This is a genomic window from Burkholderia seminalis, assembly GCF_001718535.1.
GTDB classification, from domain to species: Bacteria; Pseudomonadota; Gammaproteobacteria; order Burkholderiales; family Burkholderiaceae; genus Burkholderia; species Burkholderia seminalis.
The window spans coordinates 48,742-67,281 of sequence record NZ_CP013399.1 but is presented as its reverse complement, the minus strand read 5'-3'; the positions used below and the strand labels follow the sequence as shown (position 1 = coordinate 67,281).

Annotated in this window: 20 protein-coding genes; 12 read left to right on the top strand and 8 right to left on the bottom strand. The window is 69.7% G+C overall.

What is annotated here, in order from left to right; translation table 11 throughout:
* Nucleotides 1-2 precede the first annotated feature (2 nt).
* The 3 genes from WJ12_RS16200 to WJ12_RS16190 all read left to right on the top strand — a co-directional run bounded on the left by WJ12_RS16200 (nt 3) and on the right by WJ12_RS16190 (nt 2,608).
* Complete coding sequence (locus WJ12_RS16200; RefSeq protein ID WP_034192119.1) at nt 3-1,205, top strand: acetate/propionate family kinase; 1,203 nt, start codon at nt 3-5, stop codon at nt 1,203-1,205.
* Nucleotides 1,206-1,274: 69 nt separating this feature from the next.
* Nucleotides 1,275-1,778: a universal stress protein gene (locus tag WJ12_RS16195; protein ID WP_034192118.1), complete on the top strand. Its 504-nt coding sequence runs from the start codon at nt 1,275-1,277 to the stop codon at nt 1,776-1,778.
* Nucleotides 1,775-2,608, top strand: a complete 834-nt coding sequence (locus WJ12_RS16190) for a universal stress protein (protein WP_034192117.1) — start codon at nt 1,775-1,777, stop codon at nt 2,606-2,608. The genes WJ12_RS16195 and WJ12_RS16190 overlap by 4 nt, the downstream gene beginning before the upstream one ends.
* 46 nt (nt 2,609-2,654) lie before the next feature.
* Here WJ12_RS16190 and WJ12_RS16185 read toward each other — a convergent pair whose 3' ends face one another.
* Nucleotides 2,655-3,125 carry a universal stress protein gene (locus tag WJ12_RS16185; RefSeq protein WP_059560960.1) on the bottom strand — a complete coding sequence of 157 codons (471 nt, stop codon included), beginning with the start codon at nt 3,123-3,125 and terminating at the stop codon, nt 2,655-2,657.
* Between the two features lie 250 nt (nt 3,126-3,375).
* Here WJ12_RS16185 and WJ12_RS16180 point away from each other — a divergent pair, with 250 nt between their 5' ends.
* The 3 genes from WJ12_RS16180 to fnr all read left to right on the top strand — a co-directional run bounded on the left by WJ12_RS16180 (nt 3,376) and on the right by fnr (nt 7,192).
* Entirely contained in the window at nt 3,376-5,364 is a 1,989-nt protein-coding gene (locus WJ12_RS16180) for a PAS domain S-box protein (protein WP_059560957.1), read from the top strand.
* The gene (locus WJ12_RS16175; RefSeq protein WP_034192114.1) at nt 5,361-6,008 is read left to right on the top strand and encodes a response regulator; all 648 of its coding nucleotides are present in this window, start codon (nt 5,361-5,363) and stop codon (nt 6,006-6,008) included. Before WJ12_RS16180 ends, WJ12_RS16175 begins: the two co-directional genes overlap by 4 nt.
* Before the next feature lie 410 nt (nt 6,009-6,418).
* Nucleotides 6,419-7,192: a fumarate/nitrate reduction transcriptional regulator Fnr gene (gene fnr / locus WJ12_RS16170; protein ID WP_034192113.1), complete on the top strand. Its 774-nt coding sequence runs from the start codon at nt 6,419-6,421 to the stop codon at nt 7,190-7,192.
* Nucleotides 7,193-7,217: 25 nt separating this feature from the next.
* Here the strand turns inward: fnr and WJ12_RS16165 are convergent, their stop codons facing one another.
* Entirely contained in the window at nt 7,218-8,207 is a 990-nt protein-coding gene (locus WJ12_RS16165; protein ID WP_059560953.1) for a zinc-dependent alcohol dehydrogenase family protein, read from the bottom strand.
* Between the two features lie 173 nt (nt 8,208-8,380).
* Between WJ12_RS16165 and WJ12_RS16160 the strand changes: the two genes are divergently transcribed.
* The 4 genes from WJ12_RS16160 (at nt 8,381) to WJ12_RS16145 (ending at nt 11,159) form a co-directional block, all read left to right on the top strand.
* The gene (locus WJ12_RS16160) at nt 8,381-9,388 is read left to right on the top strand and encodes an Acg family FMN-binding oxidoreductase (protein WP_034192111.1); all 1,008 of its coding nucleotides are present in this window, start codon (nt 8,381-8,383) and stop codon (nt 9,386-9,388) included.
* A 19-nt stretch (nt 9,389-9,407) separates the two neighbouring features.
* Nucleotides 9,408-9,743, top strand: coding sequence for a c-type cytochrome (locus tag WJ12_RS16155; RefSeq protein ID WP_034192110.1), 336 nt, complete (start codon nt 9,408-9,410; stop codon nt 9,741-9,743).
* A gap of 22 nt (nt 9,744-9,765) precedes the next feature.
* Nucleotides 9,766-10,794 (top strand): LOG family protein, encoded by a 1,029-nt coding sequence (locus WJ12_RS16150; protein ID WP_059560950.1) that lies wholly within the window; start codon nt 9,766-9,768, stop codon nt 10,792-10,794.
* 173 nt (nt 10,795-10,967) lie between these two features.
* On the top strand, nt 10,968-11,159 hold the full coding sequence (locus tag WJ12_RS16145; RefSeq protein WP_226103842.1) for a hypothetical protein: 192 nt from the start codon (nt 10,968-10,970) through the stop codon (nt 11,157-11,159).
* A gap of 395 nt (nt 11,160-11,554) precedes the next feature.
* Here the strand turns inward: WJ12_RS16145 and WJ12_RS16140 are convergent, their stop codons facing one another.
* Complete coding sequence (locus tag WJ12_RS16140; protein ID WP_034192176.1) at nt 11,555-12,205, bottom strand: BON domain-containing protein; 651 nt, start codon at nt 12,203-12,205, stop codon at nt 11,555-11,557.
* Nucleotides 12,206-12,435: 230 nt separating this feature from the next.
* Here WJ12_RS16140 and WJ12_RS16135 point away from each other — a divergent pair, with 230 nt between their 5' ends.
* Nucleotides 12,436-13,101, top strand: coding sequence for a nitroreductase family protein (locus WJ12_RS16135; protein WP_034192106.1), 666 nt, complete (start codon nt 12,436-12,438; stop codon nt 13,099-13,101).
* 104 nt (nt 13,102-13,205) lie between these two features.
* Here WJ12_RS16135 and WJ12_RS16130 read toward each other — a convergent pair whose 3' ends face one another.
* The 4 genes from WJ12_RS16130 to WJ12_RS16115 form a co-directional block, all read right to left on the bottom strand.
* The gene (locus WJ12_RS16130; RefSeq protein ID WP_059560944.1) at nt 13,206-13,640 is read right to left on the bottom strand and encodes an Hsp20/alpha crystallin family protein; all 435 of its coding nucleotides are present in this window, start codon (nt 13,638-13,640) and stop codon (nt 13,206-13,208) included.
* A 178-nt stretch (nt 13,641-13,818) separates the two neighbouring features.
* On the bottom strand, nt 13,819-14,094 hold the full coding sequence (locus WJ12_RS16125; RefSeq protein ID WP_059560941.1) for a DUF1488 family protein: 276 nt from the start codon (nt 14,092-14,094) through the stop codon (nt 13,819-13,821).
* A gap of 41 nt (nt 14,095-14,135) precedes the next feature.
* The gene (locus WJ12_RS16120; protein WP_059560938.1) at nt 14,136-14,609 is read right to left on the bottom strand and encodes a universal stress protein; all 474 of its coding nucleotides are present in this window, start codon (nt 14,607-14,609) and stop codon (nt 14,136-14,138) included.
* A gap of 174 nt (nt 14,610-14,783) precedes the next feature.
* Nucleotides 14,784-15,224 carry a hypothetical protein gene (locus WJ12_RS16115; protein WP_059561346.1) on the bottom strand — a complete coding sequence of 147 codons (441 nt, stop codon included), beginning with the start codon at nt 15,222-15,224 and terminating at the stop codon, nt 14,784-14,786.
* Nucleotides 15,225-15,545: 321 nt separating this feature from the next.
* On the opposite strand from WJ12_RS16115, the gene WJ12_RS16110 reads away from it, so the two are divergent.
* Nucleotides 15,546-17,144, top strand: a complete 1,599-nt coding sequence (locus tag WJ12_RS16110) for a bifunctional aminoglycoside phosphotransferase/ATP-binding protein (protein WP_059560935.1) — start codon at nt 15,546-15,548, stop codon at nt 17,142-17,144.
* A 55-nt stretch (nt 17,145-17,199) separates the two neighbouring features.
* On the opposite strand, the gene WJ12_RS16105 is transcribed toward WJ12_RS16110, so the two are convergent.
* Nucleotides 17,200-18,507: an ABC transporter ATP-binding protein gene (locus WJ12_RS16105; protein WP_059561344.1), complete on the bottom strand. Its 1,308-nt coding sequence runs from the start codon at nt 18,505-18,507 to the stop codon at nt 17,200-17,202.
* Nucleotides 18,508-18,540: the final 33 nt, after the last annotated feature.

The following is an 18,540-nucleotide window of genomic DNA, read 5'->3' as shown; positions in this document are numbered from 1 at the left end:
CGATGCGTACGCTCGCCCTGCTCGTCGTCAATGCCGGCTCGTCGAGCGTGAAGTTCGCGGTCTTCGCGTACCCGCCGCACGGCGCCCCCGCGCGGCGGCCGCTGCACGAGGGCGAAGCGGTCGCGGCCGGCCACCGCGTATCGATCCGCTTCGACGCCGAGCCCGACGGTTCGCTGCCGCTCGGCACGCGGGAAGACCCCTACCGCGCGGTGCTCGCGCGGATCGCGACGTGGATCCGCACGAAATTGCCGCATGTCGCGCTGGGCGCGATCGCGCATCGCGTCGTGCACGGCGGCGCGCGATACATGGAGCCGGTGCTCGTCGACGACGACGTGCTGGACGCGCTGCGCACGCTGACGCCGCTGGCGCCGTTGCATCAGCCGCACAGCCTGGATGCGATCGACGCGCTGCGCGACGCGTTTCCGGACGTCCCGCAGATCGCCGTGTTCGACACGGCGTTTCATCGCACGCTGCCGCGCACCGAGCAGCTGCTGCCGCTGCCGCACGCGTGGTTCGACCAGGGCGTGCGCCGCTACGGATTCCATGGACTGTCGTACGAATACCTGTCCGTCGCGCTCGACGAGTCGTTCGGCGCGCGTGCGCACGGCCGCGTGATCGCCGCCCATCTCGGCAGCGGCGCGAGCCTGTGCGCGCTGCGCGACTGCCGCAGCGTCGCGACGACGATGGGCTTCTCCGCGCTCGACGGATTGATGATGAGCACCCGCTGCGGAACGCTCGACCCCGGCGTCGTCCTGCACCTGCTCGAGGCCGGCAAGCTGTCCGGCGACGCGCTGGGACACCTGCTGTATCACGAGTCGGGGCTCAAGGGCGTGTCGGGGGCCTCCGGCGACCCGCGCGTGCTGCTCGCGCGCGAGGCGGCCGGCGACGCGCCGGCCCGCGACGCGCTGGCGCTGTACGTCCATCGCATCGTGCGCGAGGCCGGTGCGCTGACCGCCCTGCTCGGCGGCCTCGACATGCTCGTCTTCACGGCCGGCATCGGCGAGCACTCGGCGGTGTTGCGCGAGCGGATCTGCGCGGCGCTCGGCTGGCTCGGCGTCGCGCTCGACGCGCGCGCGAATGCCGCCGACGCGCATGTCGTGTCGTCCGCGGCGAGCGCGGTCACGGTGGTCGTCGAGCCGACCAACGAGGCCTGGATCGCGGCGCGCGCCGCGGTGCGCGTGCTGCGCGGCAACCGGGACGCTTGATCCAGATCAGCGCGACCGGCGTGCACGCGCCGATGATGAGTGCATCGACATCCGTTCAAGGGAACTGCCATGTACTCGAACATTCTGGTTGCGCTCGACGGCAGCGACACGTCGTCCCGTGCACTCGACGCCGCGCTGACGCTCGCGTCGGAAACGGGTGCCCGGCTGACACCCGTCTACGTCGTCGATTTCCTGGTGCCGGCCTACGACATGTACGGATACGATCCGTCGATCCTGGTCGATGCATTCCGTGAAGAGGGGCTGCGCGTCACCGAGGACGCGGCGCGACGCATGAAAGCACGCGGCGTGGCCGGCACGCCGCAGATCTCCAACGTCGCGCCCGCGGGCGAAACCGTCCCGCACCGGATCGTCGGTCTCGCCAGGGAGATCGAGGCCGACCTGATCGTGATGGGCACGCACGGCCGTCACGGCTTTCAGCGCCTCTTCCTCGGCAGCGTGGCCGAGCGCGTGCTGCGTCAAGCCACCTGCCCGGTCCTGATGATTCCGGCGAGCTGCCCGTCGGAGCACCCCGCCGAATCCCCCGCCGCCTCAACCGAAAAGGTACCGTCATGAGCTACAAGACCCTGCTCGTTCACCTCGACGACAGCGAGCGTTGTGCGACGCGAGTCGACCTCGCGCTCGAACTCGCGGGACGCTGGAACGCGCATTTGATCGGCCTCTACGTGGTCTGCCAGGATCTCCTCGAGCCGTTGCGCCGGCCCGACGAGCCGCTCAAGCTTGCCGTCTACGAGCGCCTGTGCGACCAGCGGCGCAAGGAGGCGGAAGAACGGTTCCTGACCGCCGCCGAGCGCGCGGGACGCAGCGTCGAATGGCAGGCGCCGGCCGGCGACCCGATTGCCGCCACGATCCTGCATGCTCGTCACGCGGATCTGCTGGTGCTCGGCCAGGAAGATCCCGACGACCGCATGACCTACGTGGCGCGCCGTTTCGTCGAGGATGTCGTGATGGGCAGCGGCCGTCCGGCGCTCGTCGTGCCGTATGCGGGCGACGTGCGCACGCTCGGCGAGAACGTGCTGGTCGGCTGGGACGGCGGGCGGGAAGCCGCGCGCGTGATGGCCGACGCGCTGCCGCTGCTCGCCCGCGCACGCTTCGTCAACGTCGAGACGGTTGTCCGCGGCCAGCCCGATCCGGACAAGACGCCCGCCGGCGTCGACGTCGCCGCGTATCTCGAACGGCACGGCGTGCGCGCATCGTTCTCGACGACGCCGCGCGATCGGTCGGTCGGCGTGGGCGCGACGCTGCTGAACCGGGTGACCGACCTGCATGCGGATCTGCTCGTCATGGGCCTGTACAGCCATACCCGCGCCCACGAGCGCGTGCTGGGCGGCGCGACCCGCACGATCCTCGAAACGATGACGGTGCCGGTCCTGCTGTCCCACTGAGCCGGCGCGAACGGGCAGCCACTCGCGGCTGCCCGCCTCCTTCCCCTCACAACACGCCGGCGCACGCGTCCGGCCCCTCCCGTACGACCAGCACCGGCCGGTCCGCGATGCGCACCAGCGACTCGGCGACACTGCCGAGCAACGCGCGGCGCACGCCGCGCCGGCCATGCGTGCCCATCACGATCAGGTCCGCCTCGCATTCGGCCGCGGCGCGCGCCAGCACGTCCGATATGTCTTCTCCGCACGCGTCGATGGTTTGCGCGATGCCGCGCACCCCCGAGAGCCGGAACGCCGTTTCCGCGTCCGAGACCGCTGTCGCGGCCCGGTCCGCGTCCAGCCCGGCCGGATCGCGCTGATCGATATAGCCGCTGTCGACGTCGGCGAGCCGCGGCGCATCCGACACCACGCACATGGCGATGACCAGACTGCCCGACTCGCGGGCGAGCGAGATCGCCTCGTCGAGCGCGAGCCGCGCGCCACGGCTGCCGTCGAGTGCCGCAAAGATTCTGTGATACATGACGCCTCCCAGTTGTCGTCCGGGTTCGACCGGTTCATGAAGCCAGTCTGATCCCGGCAGGCGCCGGTCCGTTGACACGGGTCAAGCACGCGCGGCGTCGCCCCCTTGCGCATCGGTCCCGATTGGCGAATGCCGACAAAACGCGCACAATTCAGGGCGATATCGTGGTTGCGGCCCGCTCCGCCCTTCGTGCCCGGCGTCCGGCCCGCCGCCAGCCCGCCGTCGACGAAATCCGTCAGGATGAACGGCAATGACCGTGAATGCGCCCCCCTTCCGGGCCGGACCGGCTTCGCAGCCGATTCGACCCAGCCGATATGCGACCGTTGCCGTGCTGCTGACGCTGGTGCTCGGCGTGGCCGCCTCGTTTGCCGCATCCCGGCTGCTGCAGCATCGGGCGGAGCAAGCCGCCCAGGCACGCTTCGCGCAAACCGCGACGCGCGCGACAGCCGACCTCCGCCGCAGCTTCCTCGCTGCCGCCGTCGTCCTGCGCGGCGCCCGGGAATTCGCGTCGGCACTGCCCGCGCCGCCGGACGGCGGCGCGTGGCGCCGGTATCTCGCCGGTCTCGATCTGGACGGGTTGCAGTCGCCGGTCCGCAGCCTCGGGCGAATCGAGCCGAGCCTGGCGAACAACGATCAGCCGACCCGGCAGGCGCTGCAGCGGGCGGCGGAAACCGGCAAGGTCGCGCTCGCCGCGAACGCCATTCAGGACGGCACCGATGCGGCGATCGCCCGGACCGAACTGACGCTGTACTTGCCGATCGATGCACAGGGTGAAGACCGCACGTCGCCCGGCGCGCGGCACGCAACGGCGGCCGGGTACGTGTATGCGGCGCTGAATCCGGCTCGTCTCGTCGATCCGTCCCTGCTCGAACGGCTGCGCCTGGAAATCCTGGCCGACCATCCCGCGGCGCCCGTGTATTCGGGCGGTTTCGGCGGAAGCGACGCATTCGACGCCGGCGCGACGTTCGAGCGGACCGACGCGCTGACGTTCGGCGGCACGCCGCTCTCGCTCCACTACAGCGCGCCGCGCGCCGCGACGGACGCGGCCGCGACGGCCGTGCTGCTGGCGGGCATCGTACTGTCGCTGACGCTGGCCGCGCTCGTGCGGCAGGCCGTCGCGAACCGAACGCCGGCGCCCGCCGGCGACAGCCAGCCCACCGAGGCCCGGATGATGGGCATCATCCGCTCGTCGATGGAGGCCATCATCACCGTCGACGAAAGCCAGACGATCGTGATCTTCAACCCGGCCGCGGAGCGCGTGTTCGGCGTCTCCGCGATGGAGGCGGTCGGTGCGCCGCTGTCGCGTTTCATCCCCGAGCGCTTTCGCGCCGCGCATGCGCGACACGTCGAGCAATTCGGCGTGACCGGCGTGTCGGAGCGCCAGATGGGCCGGCAACGCGTGCTGTTCGGCTTGCGCGGCGACGGCACCGAGTTTCCGATCGAGGCGTCGATCTCGCAGATTCGCGACGGCACCGGCAAGCTGTACACGGTCATGCTGCGCGACGTGACCGAGCGGGTGCGCGCGGAAAACGCCCTCAAGCAGTCGCGCGAGGAACTGCGCGACCTGTCCGCCAACCTGCAGAACGTGCGCGAGGAAGAGAAGACGCGGATCGCGCGCGAACTACACGACGACCTCGGCCAGCAACTCACCGCGCTCAAGATGGATCTGTCGGCCGTCGAACTGGGGCTCGCGGGCGTCGTCGCGCCCAACCCCGGCGTGCGCGAGCAACTGGGCGGCATGCACCGCCTGATCGATTCGACCGTTGCGTCGCTCCGGCGCATCGCGGCCGATCTGCGGCCGGTGATGCTCGACGACCTGGGCCTCGTCCCGGCGATCGACTGGCTGGCGAACGATTTCACGCGCCGCTACAGAATCACGGTCGACCGGGACATCGCCCCCGGCGACATCGCGTTCACCGGCGCGGGGGCGACCACGCTGTTCCGCATCGTGCAGGAGGCGCTGACCAACGTCGCGCGGCACTCGGACGCGACGAACGTGAAACTGTCGTTGAAAGCGGAAGACGGTTATTGCATGCTGCGCATCGCGGACAACGGTCACGGCGCGCCGGCGCCCCCCCGCGATGCGCAGGACCGTCCGTCGTTCGGCCTGATCGGCATCCGCGAGCGCGCGCACATGCTCGACGGCACGGTGACGATCGACAGCCAGCCGGGCAAGGGATTCACGATCACCGTGGCGCTGCCGCTGCACGCCATCGAGCAAGGAGAGATGCGGTCATGATCAGGGTACTCATCGCCGACGACCACGCACTCGTCAGGGACGGTCTTCGGCACATCCTGCAGAGCGCGAGCGGGTTCGAGGTCGTCGGCGAAGCGCAGGACAGTGCGTCGACGATCGCGCTCATGCGCGGCACGGACGCCAACGTGCTGGTGCTCGACCTGTCGATGCCCGGCCGCAACGGGGTCGAGCTCATCAAGCAGATCAAGGACGAGAAGCCGGGATTGCATATCCTCGTGCTGACGATGCATGCCGAGCAGCAGTACGCGGTGCGGGCATTCCGCGCGGGCGCCTCGGGCTACATGACCAAGGAAAGTGCCAGCGCCGAACTGGTCGCCGCCCTGACCAAGATCGCGGCCGGCGGCGTCTATGTCAGCCTGACCATGGCCGAGCAGTTCGCGCAGAGCCTGAACGAGCCGACCGATCTCCTGCCGCACCAGCGCCTGTCCGACCGCGAGTTCGACGTGTTCCGGCGCGTCACCACCGGCGAGTCGATTTCCGAGATCGCGCAGGCGCTCTGCGTCAGCGTCAAGACCGTCAGCACGTACAAGACGCGGATCCTCGAAAAAATGCAGATGCCGAACGACACCGCACTCGTCCGCTACGCGATGCGCCACAAGCTGTTCGAGGACCCGGACGAGCTGTGACGCCGACGGCGGTATCGGGCACGGCCGCTTCCCCGCGCGGAGGGGCCGGACGCATCGGCGCGGCGAAGCGCCGCCCGCCGTCCGTGTCCGGCGCACGCCGGCGACGCTCGCGACAAGATGCCGCAGCGCTGTAGGAAACGTCCTACAAGGCTTCCCTCTCCCCTACCGCAACTTCAATTCCGGCTGATTTTCTTGACGCCGCGCAACCTCCATACTTCGCATCAAGAAAAACGAGCAAACGTGCCTCCCGGAGCCAGGGCAGCATCATCGACGAGACCGGCGTAGCGGTCTCCGGCGCGTCCGGCGGGCTTTCCCGACAGGAAGGCGGCAGACACCAAGACCGCCGCTACAACGGCCAGCGCGATCCCGCCCGACGGCGAACCGCCGCTGCCGCCGAACAGGAGCCGATCATGCAGAGCAGTGCCGAAGTCCCGACGACCATGCCGTTACGCCCGTTCATCCCGCTGCGCTCCGTCGAGCCGGCGGATCAGCCCAAGCGCGCCGCGTCCCGCTGTTCGACATGCGCGTTGCGTACCGTCTGCATGCCGCCCGATCTTTCTCCCGACGATTTCGCGCGCGTCGACGCGATGATCTGCACGACGCGCCACGTCCGGCGCGGCGAAACGCTGTTTCGCGCGGGGGACGCCTTCACCAGCATCTATGCGGTGCGGACCGGGTCGTTCAAGACCATCATGATGCATCGCGACGGCGACGAGCAGATCACCGGCTTCCAGATCGTCGGCGAATCGCTCGGGCTCGATGGCGTGCACACCGGGCATCACAACGGCGACGCGGTCGCGCTCGAGGACAGCACGGTCTGCATCATCCCGTTCGGCCAGCTCGAGCAGCTGTGCCGCGAAGTGCGGCCGATGCAGCATCACGTGTACCAGATGATGGGCGGCGAGATCGTGCGCGAATCGTCCCAGATGCTGCTGCTCGGCACGATGAGCGCCGAGCAGCGGGTGGCCGCGTTCCTGCTCAATCTTTCCGCGCGCTTCAAGGCGCGCGGCTACTCGGCCGCGGAATTCGTGCTGCGGATGACGCGCGACGAGATCGGCGAATACCTCGGCATGAAGCTCGAAACGGTCAGCCGCATGTTGTCGAAATTCCAGCACAAGGGGCTCGTCGCGGCGCAGGGCAAGCAGATCCGGATCGTCGATTCGGAAGGCCTGCGGCAAATCTGAGCGCGCCGCGGCGCCGTCGGGCGGATCAGCCGCGCATGCCCAGCACGGCGGCGCCCGATACGCGTCCGCCGCGCAGGTCGTCGAGTGCGCGGTTCGCGTCGGTCAGCGCGTAGCGCACTGCCTCGACCCGCAGCGGCATCGCGGCGGCGACCCGCATGAATTCGACTGCGTCCGCACGGGTCAGGTTGGCCACCGACGCGATGCGGCGTTCGCCCCACAGCCACGCGTACGGAAAGGCCGGGATGTCGCTCATGTGAATGCCGCCGCACACGACGATCCCGCCTTTGTCGACCGCGCGCAGCGCGGCCGGCACCAGCGCGCCCACCGGCGCGAAGATCAGCGCCGCATCGAGCGGCTCCGGCGGCGTTTCGTCGCTGCCGGCGGCCCATGCGGCGCCCAGCGACAGCGCGAGCTGCTGCGCGTCCGTGTCGCCGGGCTTCGTCAGCGCGAACACCTCGCGTCCTTCGCCATGCGCGACCTGCGCGACGAGATGCGCCGCCGCACCGAAGCCATAGATGCCGATGCGGCGCGCGTCGCCCGCCATGCGCAAGGTTCGGTAGCCGATCAGGCCCGCGCACAGGAGCGGCGCGGCTTCCAGGTCGGCATAGCGCCGCGGCAGATGCACGCAATACCGGTGATCGGCGGCCGCACGCTCGGCGTAGCCGCCGTCGATCGTATAGCCGGTGAATCCGGCGGTGTCGCACAGGTTCTCGCGGCCGGACGTGCAATACGCGCAATGCCCGCACGTCGAGCCGAGCCACGGAACACCCACGCGGTCGCCCACCGCGAAGCCCGTCACGCCCGCACCCATCGCGCGCACCGTTCCGACGATTTCGTGCCCCGGAATCAGCGGCAGCTTCGGATGCGCGAGCTCGCCGTCGACGACGTGAAGATCCGTCCGGCACACGCCGCATGCATGCACGTCGATCAGCAGCTGGCCCGGCGCGGGCGACGGATCCGGCACGCGCGCTTCGCGCAAGTGCGGCGTCGTGCCGTCAAACATCATCGCGAGCATGCTCCCCTCCCTGCGCGATCGGTTTCGCGCGTTTCGCATTCCAAGCGTAGCCGCACCGCAACGCGCGCGGCTCGCCCGATGACGGGGGCTTGACGTGGGTCAACGGCCGCCGGTCGGTTGCTGACACGATGAAGTGGCATGACGCCGCCCGCGCGGCAACCAGGAGATGATCGATGATATCCGTTCCCCCGCTTGCCGCAAGCGCCCATCCCGACCAGCAACTGCGGGAGCTGCTGGGCTACGCGGTGCTGGCGCCGTCCAGCCATAATTCCCAGCCGTGGCGCTTCCTGGTCAACGGCACCACGATGTCGGTCTGCGCCGACCGCGTCCGCGCGCTGCCGGTGGTCGATCCGTTCGATCGCGAGCTGATCATGAGCTGCGGCGCGGCGTTGCTCAACCTGCGAGTCGCGCTCAATCACGCCGGGCTCGCCCATACGATCCGCACGTTTCCGTCCGAGGTCGATCCCGATCTCCTGGCACTCGTCCGGGTCTGCGACGACGGTTATTCCGATGCGTCGCTCGGCGCGCTGTTCGATGCGATTCCGGAGCGCGTCACCACGCGCGCGCCGTTCGAATCGACGGCCGTGCCGGACGAGATCCAGCAGGCGCTGATCGCGGCGGGCGTCGCGGAAGGCGCCGACGTCGCGTGCGTCGACTCGATCGCGCATCGCGCGCGCGTCGCCGAGCTGGTGGCCGAGGCCGACCGTCAGCAGTTCGCGGACCCGCGCTTTCGCCGCGAGCTGGCGAGCTGGATCGATCCGCGCCGGCACGTCGACGGCATGCCGGCCTTCGCGGCCGGCGTGCCGTCGTTGCTGGACTTCGCCGCGCCCGTCGTGACGATGGCGGTACGGACCTTCGATCTCGGCAACGGGCTCGCCGCGCTGCATCACCAGCTCGTCGGTGCGTCGCCGCTGATCGTGTGCATCGCGACCGTGCGCGACGATCGCGAAGCGTGGCTCGCCGCCGGCCAGGCGCTCGAGCGCATCCTGCTCGTCGCGACGCGCGCGGGTTATACCGCGTCGTACCTGAACCAGCCGATCGAGACGGCCGGCCTGCGTGCCCACCTGCGCCACATGCTCGGGCTGCGCGGCGAGCCGCAGTTGCTGCTGCGCGTCGGGCGCGGTCCGCATACGCCGCATTCGCCGCGTCGCCCGCTCGACGACGTGATCTCCTTCACCTGACCTCGACGAGGAACCGAACATGAACGTCATGCGTTGCGCCGCCCTCTGCGTGATCGCCGTCGCGGCCGGCGCGGCCGCCGCGCAGACGACCGTGCCCGAGCCGACCGAACTCGTCAATGCCCAGCACTGCATGTTCTGCCATACGCTCGACATGACGTTCCTCGGGCCGTCGTTTCACGAGATCGCCGAGCGCTACCGCGGCGATCCGCACGCCGCCGCGGAACTGGAACGCAAGCTGCGCGTCGGCGGCCGTGCGCATTGGGGCGACACGCCGATGCCGTCCGCCGTCGATCGCGGCGGGCCGCTGTCTCCCGACGACGCACATCAACTCGTGCAATGGGTGTTGAGCCAGTGATCGGCGCGCGGCACTTCCGTTCATGTCGACCCTCGTGAAACGCGCGCCCGCCGGCATGGCAAGAGGCCGCGCACGCCGCCGCCCCGCATCCGCCGCGACGCTCGCGAAGGCCCGCGCCAAACGGCCGCGCGCAAGGCCCGATGCCGTCGTCGGCAAGGCCGCCGGCGGGCGCACCCCGCGTGGGCCGCGGCGCGGCGCCCCGTCCCCGAACCGCCCGCCGGCCGAGGAAGACGCGACCCTTCTGCAGGGTGCCGGCATGCGCGGCATCCGGCTGCAATTCGATTACTGGAAAGCCGAGGAGCGGCTGCAGAACGAGCGGATCGGCCATGCGGTCGTGATCTACGGCAGCACGCGCATCGTCGCGCCGTCGGTCGCGAAGGCGCGGCTGGACGAAGCGAATCGCCTGCTGGCGGAGCGTCCGTACGACGCGGGCCGGCGGCGCGCCGTCACGATCGCCAGCCGGCTCGTCGAATACAGCGTGTATTACCGCGTCGCGCGCGAATTCGGGCGCATCGTCGCGCATGCCGACCGCTGCACGCGCACCGCGCGCCTCGCCATCGTCACGGGCGGCGGTCCCGGCATCATGGAGGCCGCCAACCGCGGCGCCTACGAACGCGGCGCGCCGAGCATCGGCTTCAATATCGAGCTGCCGCGCGAACAGGCGCCCAATCCGTACATCACGCCGGCGCTCGGCTTCCGGTTCCACTATTTCGCGATCCGCAAGCTGCACCTGCTCGAGCGCGCGAAAGCGGCCGTCTTCTTCCCCGGCGGCTACGGCACCTTCGACGAGCTGTTCGAGGTGCTGACCTTGCTGCAGACCCGAAAGATCGCGCCGCTGCCGGTCATCCTCGTCGGCGAGGCGTACTGGCGCCGCGCGATCGACCTGGCGTTTCTTGCCGACGAAGGGATGATCGACCGCCGCGACCTGGAACTGTTCACGTATTGCGAATCCGCCGCGGCGATCTGGCAAGCGATAGGCGGCTGGTACGCGCGGCGGCGCGAACGCGCGCCGGCACGCTGCAACGCGGCTTCGACGCCACGTGCCGTGTAGGAATCGGCCGACGGAACGGGCGCGATTCCTACCGCGACTTCGGGGCAGGCTGATTGAACCGCGGGCGCGCGGCAACGATACTGAAATCACGGGTACCGGCCGACCGGCACGCCGATCGCGCAACCACCAGGAGAGACGTCATGTCAAACGCCGACTATCGTTCCGATTCGGGGATGCGGGTTGCCGCGTCCGACACGGCAGCGCTCGACACGCTGGCACTCGTCGCCCTCGCCCGGGACGCCGGCATGCTGGTGATACTCGACGGACAGATCGGGCGCGAGCGGTACGAAAGCGTGACGGGATCGATCGCCACGCTGGCCCGCTTCGCCCGGGCGCTGCAGCTTGCCGCGCTCAAGGCGGCGTGATGCCCGGCATCGCGGCGGCGGGCATCGGCAGCAGCCGCTGCGACGGCCGCTGTCGCCGCGCGGTGTCGCGCGTCCGTTCGGGAGCGGCCACCTTTCAATAAACGGCTGCCTGTCGGAGCACGGCAACCCTTGCGCCCCGACCTTGTCCCAATGAAGCCGCGATAAACCGCCCGTTTTCCGGAAGGGTTGCCCGCATGCTTCCGGGCGTGCTCGAACGTCCGCCCGCACATGCCGTCCGGTGATTCGAGCGTGACGTGGGGCCGGCAGCGGAAGCCGCCCGTTGCGGCCGCGACCGTCTCGATCGCAACCGCTCCACCCGTTTCGTGAAGTGCACCTGAAAGCGTCATCCGGCGACCCTGCCGGATCGCCGTGGACCGCCCGTCCGCCTGCCGGACTTACTCGACCACCAGGTCGTCGACGACGGCACGCACGCCGCGCGCGGACCACGCGGCACCCCGCACGGCCTTGCGTTCGGAAAACGAGCCGACCTTGCCGGACAGCCGCACGGTACCGTCGTGCACGTCGATCGCGATGTGCTTCGCCTCACGCTCCGCGTGACGCATGATCGCGCGCTTGATGTTGCCGCCGATGTCGTCCGAACCGACCGTGCCCTGCACCGCGATGTGGTCGGTCACGCCCGTCACGCTGCGCATCTGCGAGATCGCGCGCACGGCCAGGTGGCTCTGGTACGCCCAGTCGACCCTGCCCGACAACGTGATCCAGCCGCGCTCGACCTGCACCTTGACCGCGTCGTCGTGCAGCCCGACCGTCCAGTGCAGCACCGAACGCACCGCTTTCGCGATGTCCTCGTCGGTGCGCACGTCGTCGTCCGGCAGATGCACGGTCATGTCGACGACGAGCGCCTTGACGCCGCCCACGCGGTTCGCCGCACGCTCGATCGCCAGCTTCTCCGCGTAGCTCGGCGGATGACCCGAAAGCGTCACGATCCGGTCGGCCACCTCGACGCCGATGCGGGTCGAATCGATCGACGGGTCGGACTCCAGTTCGTCCTGGACATCCTGCTTCAACTGCTTGTCGGTTTTCATCGTCTGCTCTCCTGTGAGCCGCGGCGCGCCTGTCCGCCGCACGTCGTCAGCGTTGCACACGCGCGGCGCCCGATCGCTGATGCAGGTCAACGGATGCCGCACGCCGCAAGTCGTGGCCGGCCGGTGCGCTGCTTGACGGAAATCAAGCCGATACGGCCCAGCCGCCTTATCGTGAGATCGCCGATGCGCGAGGTTCCAGGCACGCGCAATCACGCTTCAAGGAGACTCGCATGACCGCACCGCACCTGTTGGCCTATTCGCCGGCGCCCGCCGCGCGGCCGGCGTCGCCCGAGGGCGACTCGCCGGAGATCATCGACCTGCCGCGCCCGATGCTCGACAACGACGTGCCGCTGATGGCCGCGCTCGCGACCCGCATGAGTTCCCGCGAATTCGCCGCCGCGCCGCTCCCGCCGGTGACGCTCGGCACGCTGTTGTGGGCGGCGGACGGTATCAACCGGCCGGCGAGCGGCGGCCGAACCGCGCCGTCCGCGCACGCGTTCAACGAAATCGACATCTACGTGGCGCTGCCTGGCGGCGTCTATCGTTACGATGCGCCCGCGCACCGGCTCGTGCTCAAGCATGCCGTCGATGCGCGCAACCTGACCGGCTATCAGGACTTCGTCGGCCGCGCGCCGCTGGATCTCGTCTACGTCGTCCGGACGGCCGCGATACTCGACATGCCGCCCCAGCAACGCGACGTGTTTTCGGCAATCGCGGCCGGCGCCATCGCGCAGAACGTCTCGCTGTACTGCGCGGCGGCCGGCCTCGGCACCGTCGTGCGCGGCTGGATCAATCACCGCACGCTCGCCGACGCGCTGCGGCTGAACGAGGACGAGTTGCCGATCCTCGCGCAGACGGTCGGCTATCGGACCGGCAGTGCGCCCTCGCATGCGTGAGCACGGCGGCGGCCGCGCCTGCCAGACGGCGCGCGGATCGCTCCGCGCGCCGGATCCTCCCGATGGGCGACGCGTGCCCGCATCGCCCGTTGCCCGTCGTCCGATCAGCTGATCGCGAGTTTCTTCTGCCCGACCGGCGCCTTCTTCGGCAGCGTCAGCGACAGCACGCCATCCTGATAGGTCGCCTTCGCGTTCGCATCGTCGATGTCGCCGGACAGCGAGAACGAGCGGCTGATCGCACCGCTGTAGCGCTCGCGCCGGATCACGCGCTCACCGTCCTTCTGCTCGTTGTTGCGCTCGATCTTCGCGTGGATCGATACGGTGTTGCCCGTCACCTGGACGTCGATGTCGTCCTTCGCGACGCCGGGCAGCTCCGCGTTCACCGTGTACGCCTTGTCGTTTTCCGTGACGTCGATCTTCATCGATGCGAGATCGGGCTCGTCGGCCAGCGTCATGCCGCGCAGCGGCCTGAACAGACCCTGGAACAGATCGGCCACGGGTTCGATCGAAAACGGATCGTAACGCATCATGTTGCTCATGATTCGCACTCCTCATAGGGATGACGTGCAGCCGGTGCGCTCGCCCCGACAGCAGCGGCCGCGATGAAGACCGGACGGCGCGGCACCAAATACCGCGCGTGGGACGAATGATCTTTCGAATTCCAGCGTACCTCCGCGCCCCGGCACGCGCTTGATGCGCGTCAAGGGCGGCGGCCGATTACGTGCAGAACCGGAAATGGCCGCTATGGAGCAGGACCGGCCGTCCGCCGATTTCCTCGAGCAGGCAGCGCGCGGCGCGCTCGATCGCGGGACGATGGCGTGCGAATGCGTCGACGAGGTCCGGCTCGCGAGGGGATGCCGCGCGGAAATGATCTTCCAGCGCGGCCGCGGTGATCGCGCAGCGTACGCGGCGGCCCTCGACGAGCGCCGGAAAGCTCAGTGCGGAATCGAGGTCGCAATACGTCGGATGTTCGGAAGGAAACGAGATCTGCATGATGATCACCTGGGCGGGTAACGCATGGGCCGACGGCGGTACTAGGCCGCCGCGACCGTCGCGTGCGCGGCATCCTCGCCGCGCACGAGCAGGACCGGGCAACGCGATACGCGGAGGAAGCGCTCGGCAACGCTGCCGAGCACCAGCCGCCGGACACCGCGTCGGCCATGCGTGCCGACCACGGCCAGATCGATCGAATGATCGACGACGTAGCGCTGCAGGCGCTCCGCGACGTCCTGACCGAAATCGGTCTCGACGAGGTCCGTCTCGCCGTTGACGGCCGCGCGCGCGATCGTCCGGTCGGCATCGTGCAAGATCGCGGCGCCGTGGCGCCGGATCTCGTCGAGCAAGGCTTCCGGCTCGATGCGGCCGCGGTAGGCGAGCAGCGCGGATTTGTCGACGACGAACACGGCGAACAGGCGGGCGCCGCATACTTTGGCCATTCTCAGGCCTGCGTCGAGCGCCTGATTCGCGGTAGGACTGCCATCCGTCGCAACCATGATCGTCGTGTACATGCGGGCCTCGCTGAGGAACGGACGCGCGAGCGGCGTCCGGATTCGCTTCCATCATCGGCGCTCGCCGCCGGCGCGCGTTGACCGGGGTCAACGCTTTGAAGCCGCGATGAAACCGGCACGCGCGGAGACTGGCGGCAGCCGCGGCATGCGGGCCCGAGCGGCCGGCATCCGACGCTAGCTCGGCGGGTTCTCATCAGGCCGGAAGCCCTGCTCGATTTCAAGGATCTTCCGCGCGCACACATCGTATTGCCAGCCGGGGCCGCCGTCGGTGTCGTACATGCCCTTGCACATCGCCTTGAGCCGGATCACCGCGCCGCCGCCGCCCGATTCCTCGCGCGACGCCCAGAGATAGACTTGTCCCGCCGCATACGGTTGCGCCGTCTGGATCCGGTCCGCACCGAATCGCGTGATCCGGGTCGACGAATGCGCCTGGACGTAGCGCCGCGTGCGGCTCCACGCACGGTCGCATTCGGACGGTGTCGAACACGGCAGCGATGCGGCCTGACGCATCGCGAGCAGTCGTGTTTCCATCGTCCTGAATGTCGCGGATCGCTCCGCGCCGGCGCAGGCGCCCAGCGCGAGCAGCACGATCATCGCGAACGCTCGTCGTTTCATCGTCAATGCCTCTCGGGCCGTGAATGAGGCCGTGAATGCCGCACATGGTCGCGCGCCGCTTGACGCAGGCGCCACAGCCGACTGTATGCGCCGCGTCGGCGGCCGCGGTTGACCTGCATCAAGCGCGCTTTCGCGCCTCCGGCTTGACCGGCATCAAGCCGGAATGCGCCGCGCTCGGCTGCAATACGGCTCATCGAGTCGGCAATGCCCGGCCTGCCGGTCCGGCGACATCGGGCAGACGGGAGCGCGCAGGCTCGGGTCGAATCCAACCCGCCGGGTGCGGCAACGCGCAGACGCACCCGTACAACCCATTCGTTCATCATGTCCCGAGCGCCGCATCCCCCGTTCGTGCCGAGTCGCGGAAACACGCGACGACAGTCGACGCAATTCGATCGCGCCATGCGCCGACCTGCCACCTATCCGCACCCCGCGGGCCGGATCGAGCGGATCGAAACCCATCTGTCCGTCGTTTATCTGGCCGGGCGCTATGCGTACAAGCGCATCAAGCCGGTGCGCTTCGCCTTCGTGGATCTCGTGCGGCCGGCGCGGCGGCGCCGCTGCGCGCTCGCGGAATGCACGCTCAACCGGCCGTTTGCCGGCCCGTTGTACCTGGGTGTCTGGCCGCTCCTCGCGCACGGCCGGCGCTGCGCGTTCGGGGCACCGGTGCCGACCGGCGGGCGCCGGCAGCGGACGGTGCCGGGCGAATACGTGGTACGCATGCGCCGTTTCGACGCGCACGCGATGTTGTCGGCTCGCAGCGCATCGCACGACGACGGTCTCGCGGATGCGGACGCCCTCGCCGATACGCTGGCCCGCCACCATCTGCATGCGCCGCGCCGTGCGCCGCGCGGCCATCCCGGTAGCGCCGCCGGCGTCGCGGCCCAGTGCCGCCCCTTGCTCGACACGCTCGACGTCACGGTGCCGGACGAAGCCGCGCTGCGCGCCTGGTACGACGCCGAGCTGATCCGCATCGCGCCGCTGCTCGCCGCTCGGCAATCGCGCGGTTTCGTGCGCGCGTGCCACGGGGATCTGCATCTCGACAACATCGTGCGCTGGCGGAACCGGATCCTGATGTTCGACTGCATCGAATTCGACGACGCGCTGCGCTGGATCGACGTGGCGAGCGATCTCGCGTTCGCGCTGATGGATTTCTCCGCCCACGGACGCGAGGATTGCGCCCGGCGCCTCCTTTCCGGCTGGCTGGCACGCACGGGCGACCCCGCGGCACTGGGCGTGCTGCCGTGCTACTTCGTCTACCGTGCGCTGGTGCGCGCGCTGACCGCCCGGCTGCGCGGCGACGAAGCGGCGCGCGAGCGCTATCTGCGCACGGCGTCGGCAATGGCCGACGCACGACGCGATGCGCAACCGGTTTTGCTCCTGTGTCACGGGCTGTCCGGCTCGGGCAAATCGCTGGCCAGCCGCGCACTGGCCGAGCGGCTCGGCGCGATCCGGTTGTCCAGCGACGACACACGCAAGCGCGTGGCCGGCGCCTCGGCCGGCACCCGCCTGCCCTCGAATGCGTATTCGGACACGGCGATCGACGAGATCTACGACGGACTGCTTTCGACGGCTCGCGTAGTGCTCGACAGCGGCTACACGGCGATCGTCGACGCCACGTTCCTGCGCGGGTGCCACCGGGCAGCGTTCATCGCGCTCGCCGCACGGCTCGGCGTGCGCGTCGCGATACTGGATTTCACCGCGAGCCCGGCAACGCTTGCCGTGCGTGTCGCTGCCCGGGCGGCACGCGGGCACGATGCCTCCGATGCCGACACCGCCGTGCTGGCCCGGCAGATCGAGCAGGCCGATCCGCTGACCGAAGCCGAAGCGGCGATCGCCGTCCGCTTCGATACCGACCGCGACGCCGCCGCATATGGCAGCCGCGCGTTCTGGTCGCCGCTGCTCGCCGCACTGCGCGCGTAGGCGCGCGGGGCGAATCCCGCCGGCACACGGCCGGGCCGCCCCATCGCCGTGACGGTCAGCGGCCGAACGTGCGGGTGTGGTCGTCGTAGTCGAACAGTCCCGCGTAACGGCCCCAGTCGGTCACGACCCGCAGCGCCTGGTCCGCGCTGCGCGGATCGAGACGATCCTCCAGTTCGAGTTCGAAACGCTCGCGCGGCGCGCGACGCCCCTCGCGTTCGCCGAGCACTTCGTCGATATGCTCGGCGAGCGGCACGAACCGGACGACGTGCTCGCGAAACAGGCGCCGCCGCGCATCGTCGTCGCTTTGCGCGAACACCTGGCCCGCGGCGCTCAGCCGGATGGTCCGGTCGCGCCATTCGGCGAACGCGAGCAGATGGAGCGCGGCCGCCGTCGAATGGAGCGCGTCGACCCGGAGCGCGAGCGCCGCTGCAATCGTGCCGAGTTCCGCATGCCCGTCGTACGGCGCGGCCGCGAGCGTCTCGACGAATCCGGCGAGGTGGTGACTCGACACGTTAGGCAGTTTCATGGCCAGCGCACCGCCCGTCGCTGCGCGGTCGGCCGTCGCATCGGCGATGCGTGCCGTCAGCGCCGCATAGATCTTGCCGACGATCGCCTGCACGGCCGGATCGTGCCGGCTGCGCGGGCGCGGCAGCGGCACGTTCAGCGTCGCCTCGACGTGCGCCGGGCCGCCGCCGAGCACCAGGATGCGATCGCACATGAGCACGGCTTCCTCGATGTTGTGCGTCACCATCAACACCGACCGCGTCGACAGCTGGTGCGCATCCCACAGGTCGAGAAAGTCGGTGCGCAGCGTTTCGGCGGTCAGCACGTCGAGCGCGGAGAACGGTTCGTCCATCAACAGCAGCACGGGTTCGCTGACGAGCGCGCGGGCGAAACCGACCCGCTGACGCATGCCGCCCGACAGTTCGCGGGGAAACGCCGATTCGAACCCGTCGAGCCCGATCAGCTCGATCGCGGCGGCCGCGCGGGCGCGGGCATCGCCCGGCGCAAGACCCAGCGCGTCGAGGCCGAGCTCGACGTTTTCGATGACGGTCAGCCACGGATACAGCGCGAAGGTCTGGAATACCACCGCGATGCCGTCGGTCGGACCGGCGAGCGGCGCACCGCGATACGTCACCGTCCCGGACGAGGGTCTGACGAGCCCGCCGGCGATCCTCAACAGCGTGGATTTGCCCGAACCGGAGCGGCCCAGCAGCCCCAGGATCTCGCCCGTGTGCAGCGCGAGGTCGATGTCGGCCAGCACGTGCCGCGGCTCGCCGGACGGCTCCGTGAACGATCGGGATACGGCCCGCATCTCGAGCACGACCGCCGCCGGGTCGGGCGGCGGCGCCGCCGCGTGCATGACGTTCCGTTCGGTGTCTTCGCTGAGGTTCGG

What these genes read in the sequence shown, in the direction of transcription:
- WJ12_RS16200 (WP_034192119.1), top strand. Translation starts at nt 3, where the DNA reads ATGCGTACGCTCGCCCTGCTCGTCGTCAATGCCGGCTCGTCGAGCGTG.
- WJ12_RS16195 (WP_034192118.1), top strand. Translation starts at nt 1,275, where the DNA reads ATGTACTCGAACATTCTGGTTGCGCTCGACGGCAGCGACACGTCGTCC.
- WJ12_RS16190 (WP_034192117.1), top strand. Translation starts at nt 1,775, where the DNA reads ATGAGCTACAAGACCCTGCTCGTTCACCTCGACGACAGCGAGCGTTGT.
- WJ12_RS16185 (WP_059560960.1), bottom strand. Translation starts at nt 3,125, where the DNA reads ATGTATCACAGAATCTTTGCGGCACTCGACGGCAGCCGTGGCGCGCGG.
- WJ12_RS16180 (WP_059560957.1), top strand. Translation starts at nt 3,376, where the DNA reads ATGACCGTGAATGCGCCCCCCTTCCGGGCCGGACCGGCTTCGCAGCCG.
- WJ12_RS16175 (WP_034192114.1), top strand. Translation starts at nt 5,361, where the DNA reads ATGATCAGGGTACTCATCGCCGACGACCACGCACTCGTCAGGGACGGT.
- fnr (WP_034192113.1), top strand. Translation starts at nt 6,419, where the DNA reads ATGCAGAGCAGTGCCGAAGTCCCGACGACCATGCCGTTACGCCCGTTC.
- WJ12_RS16165 (WP_059560953.1), bottom strand. Translation starts at nt 8,207, where the DNA reads ATGCTCGCGATGATGTTTGACGGCACGACGCCGCACTTGCGCGAAGCG.
- WJ12_RS16160 (WP_034192111.1), top strand. Translation starts at nt 8,381, where the DNA reads ATGATATCCGTTCCCCCGCTTGCCGCAAGCGCCCATCCCGACCAGCAA.
- WJ12_RS16155 (WP_034192110.1), top strand. Translation starts at nt 9,408, where the DNA reads ATGAACGTCATGCGTTGCGCCGCCCTCTGCGTGATCGCCGTCGCGGCC.
- WJ12_RS16150 (WP_059560950.1), top strand. Translation starts at nt 9,766, where the DNA reads ATGTCGACCCTCGTGAAACGCGCGCCCGCCGGCATGGCAAGAGGCCGC.
- WJ12_RS16145 (WP_226103842.1), top strand. Translation starts at nt 10,968, where the DNA reads ATGCGGGTTGCCGCGTCCGACACGGCAGCGCTCGACACGCTGGCACTC.
- WJ12_RS16140 (WP_034192176.1), bottom strand. Translation starts at nt 12,205, where the DNA reads ATGAAAACCGACAAGCAGTTGAAGCAGGATGTCCAGGACGAACTGGAG.
- WJ12_RS16135 (WP_034192106.1), top strand. Translation starts at nt 12,436, where the DNA reads ATGACCGCACCGCACCTGTTGGCCTATTCGCCGGCGCCCGCCGCGCGG.
- WJ12_RS16130 (WP_059560944.1), bottom strand. Translation starts at nt 13,640, where the DNA reads ATGAGCAACATGATGCGTTACGATCCGTTTTCGATCGAACCCGTGGCC.
- WJ12_RS16125 (WP_059560941.1), bottom strand. Translation starts at nt 14,094, where the DNA reads ATGCAGATCTCGTTTCCTTCCGAACATCCGACGTATTGCGACCTCGAT.
- WJ12_RS16120 (WP_059560938.1), bottom strand. Translation starts at nt 14,609, where the DNA reads ATGTACACGACGATCATGGTTGCGACGGATGGCAGTCCTACCGCGAAT.
- WJ12_RS16115 (WP_059561346.1), bottom strand. Translation starts at nt 15,224, where the DNA reads ATGAAACGACGAGCGTTCGCGATGATCGTGCTGCTCGCGCTGGGCGCC.
- WJ12_RS16110 (WP_059560935.1), top strand. Translation starts at nt 15,546, where the DNA reads ATGTCCCGAGCGCCGCATCCCCCGTTCGTGCCGAGTCGCGGAAACACG.
- WJ12_RS16105 (WP_059561344.1), bottom strand. Translation starts at nt 18,507, where the DNA reads ATGCACGCGGCGGCGCCGCCGCCCGACCCGGCGGCGGTCGTGCTCGAG.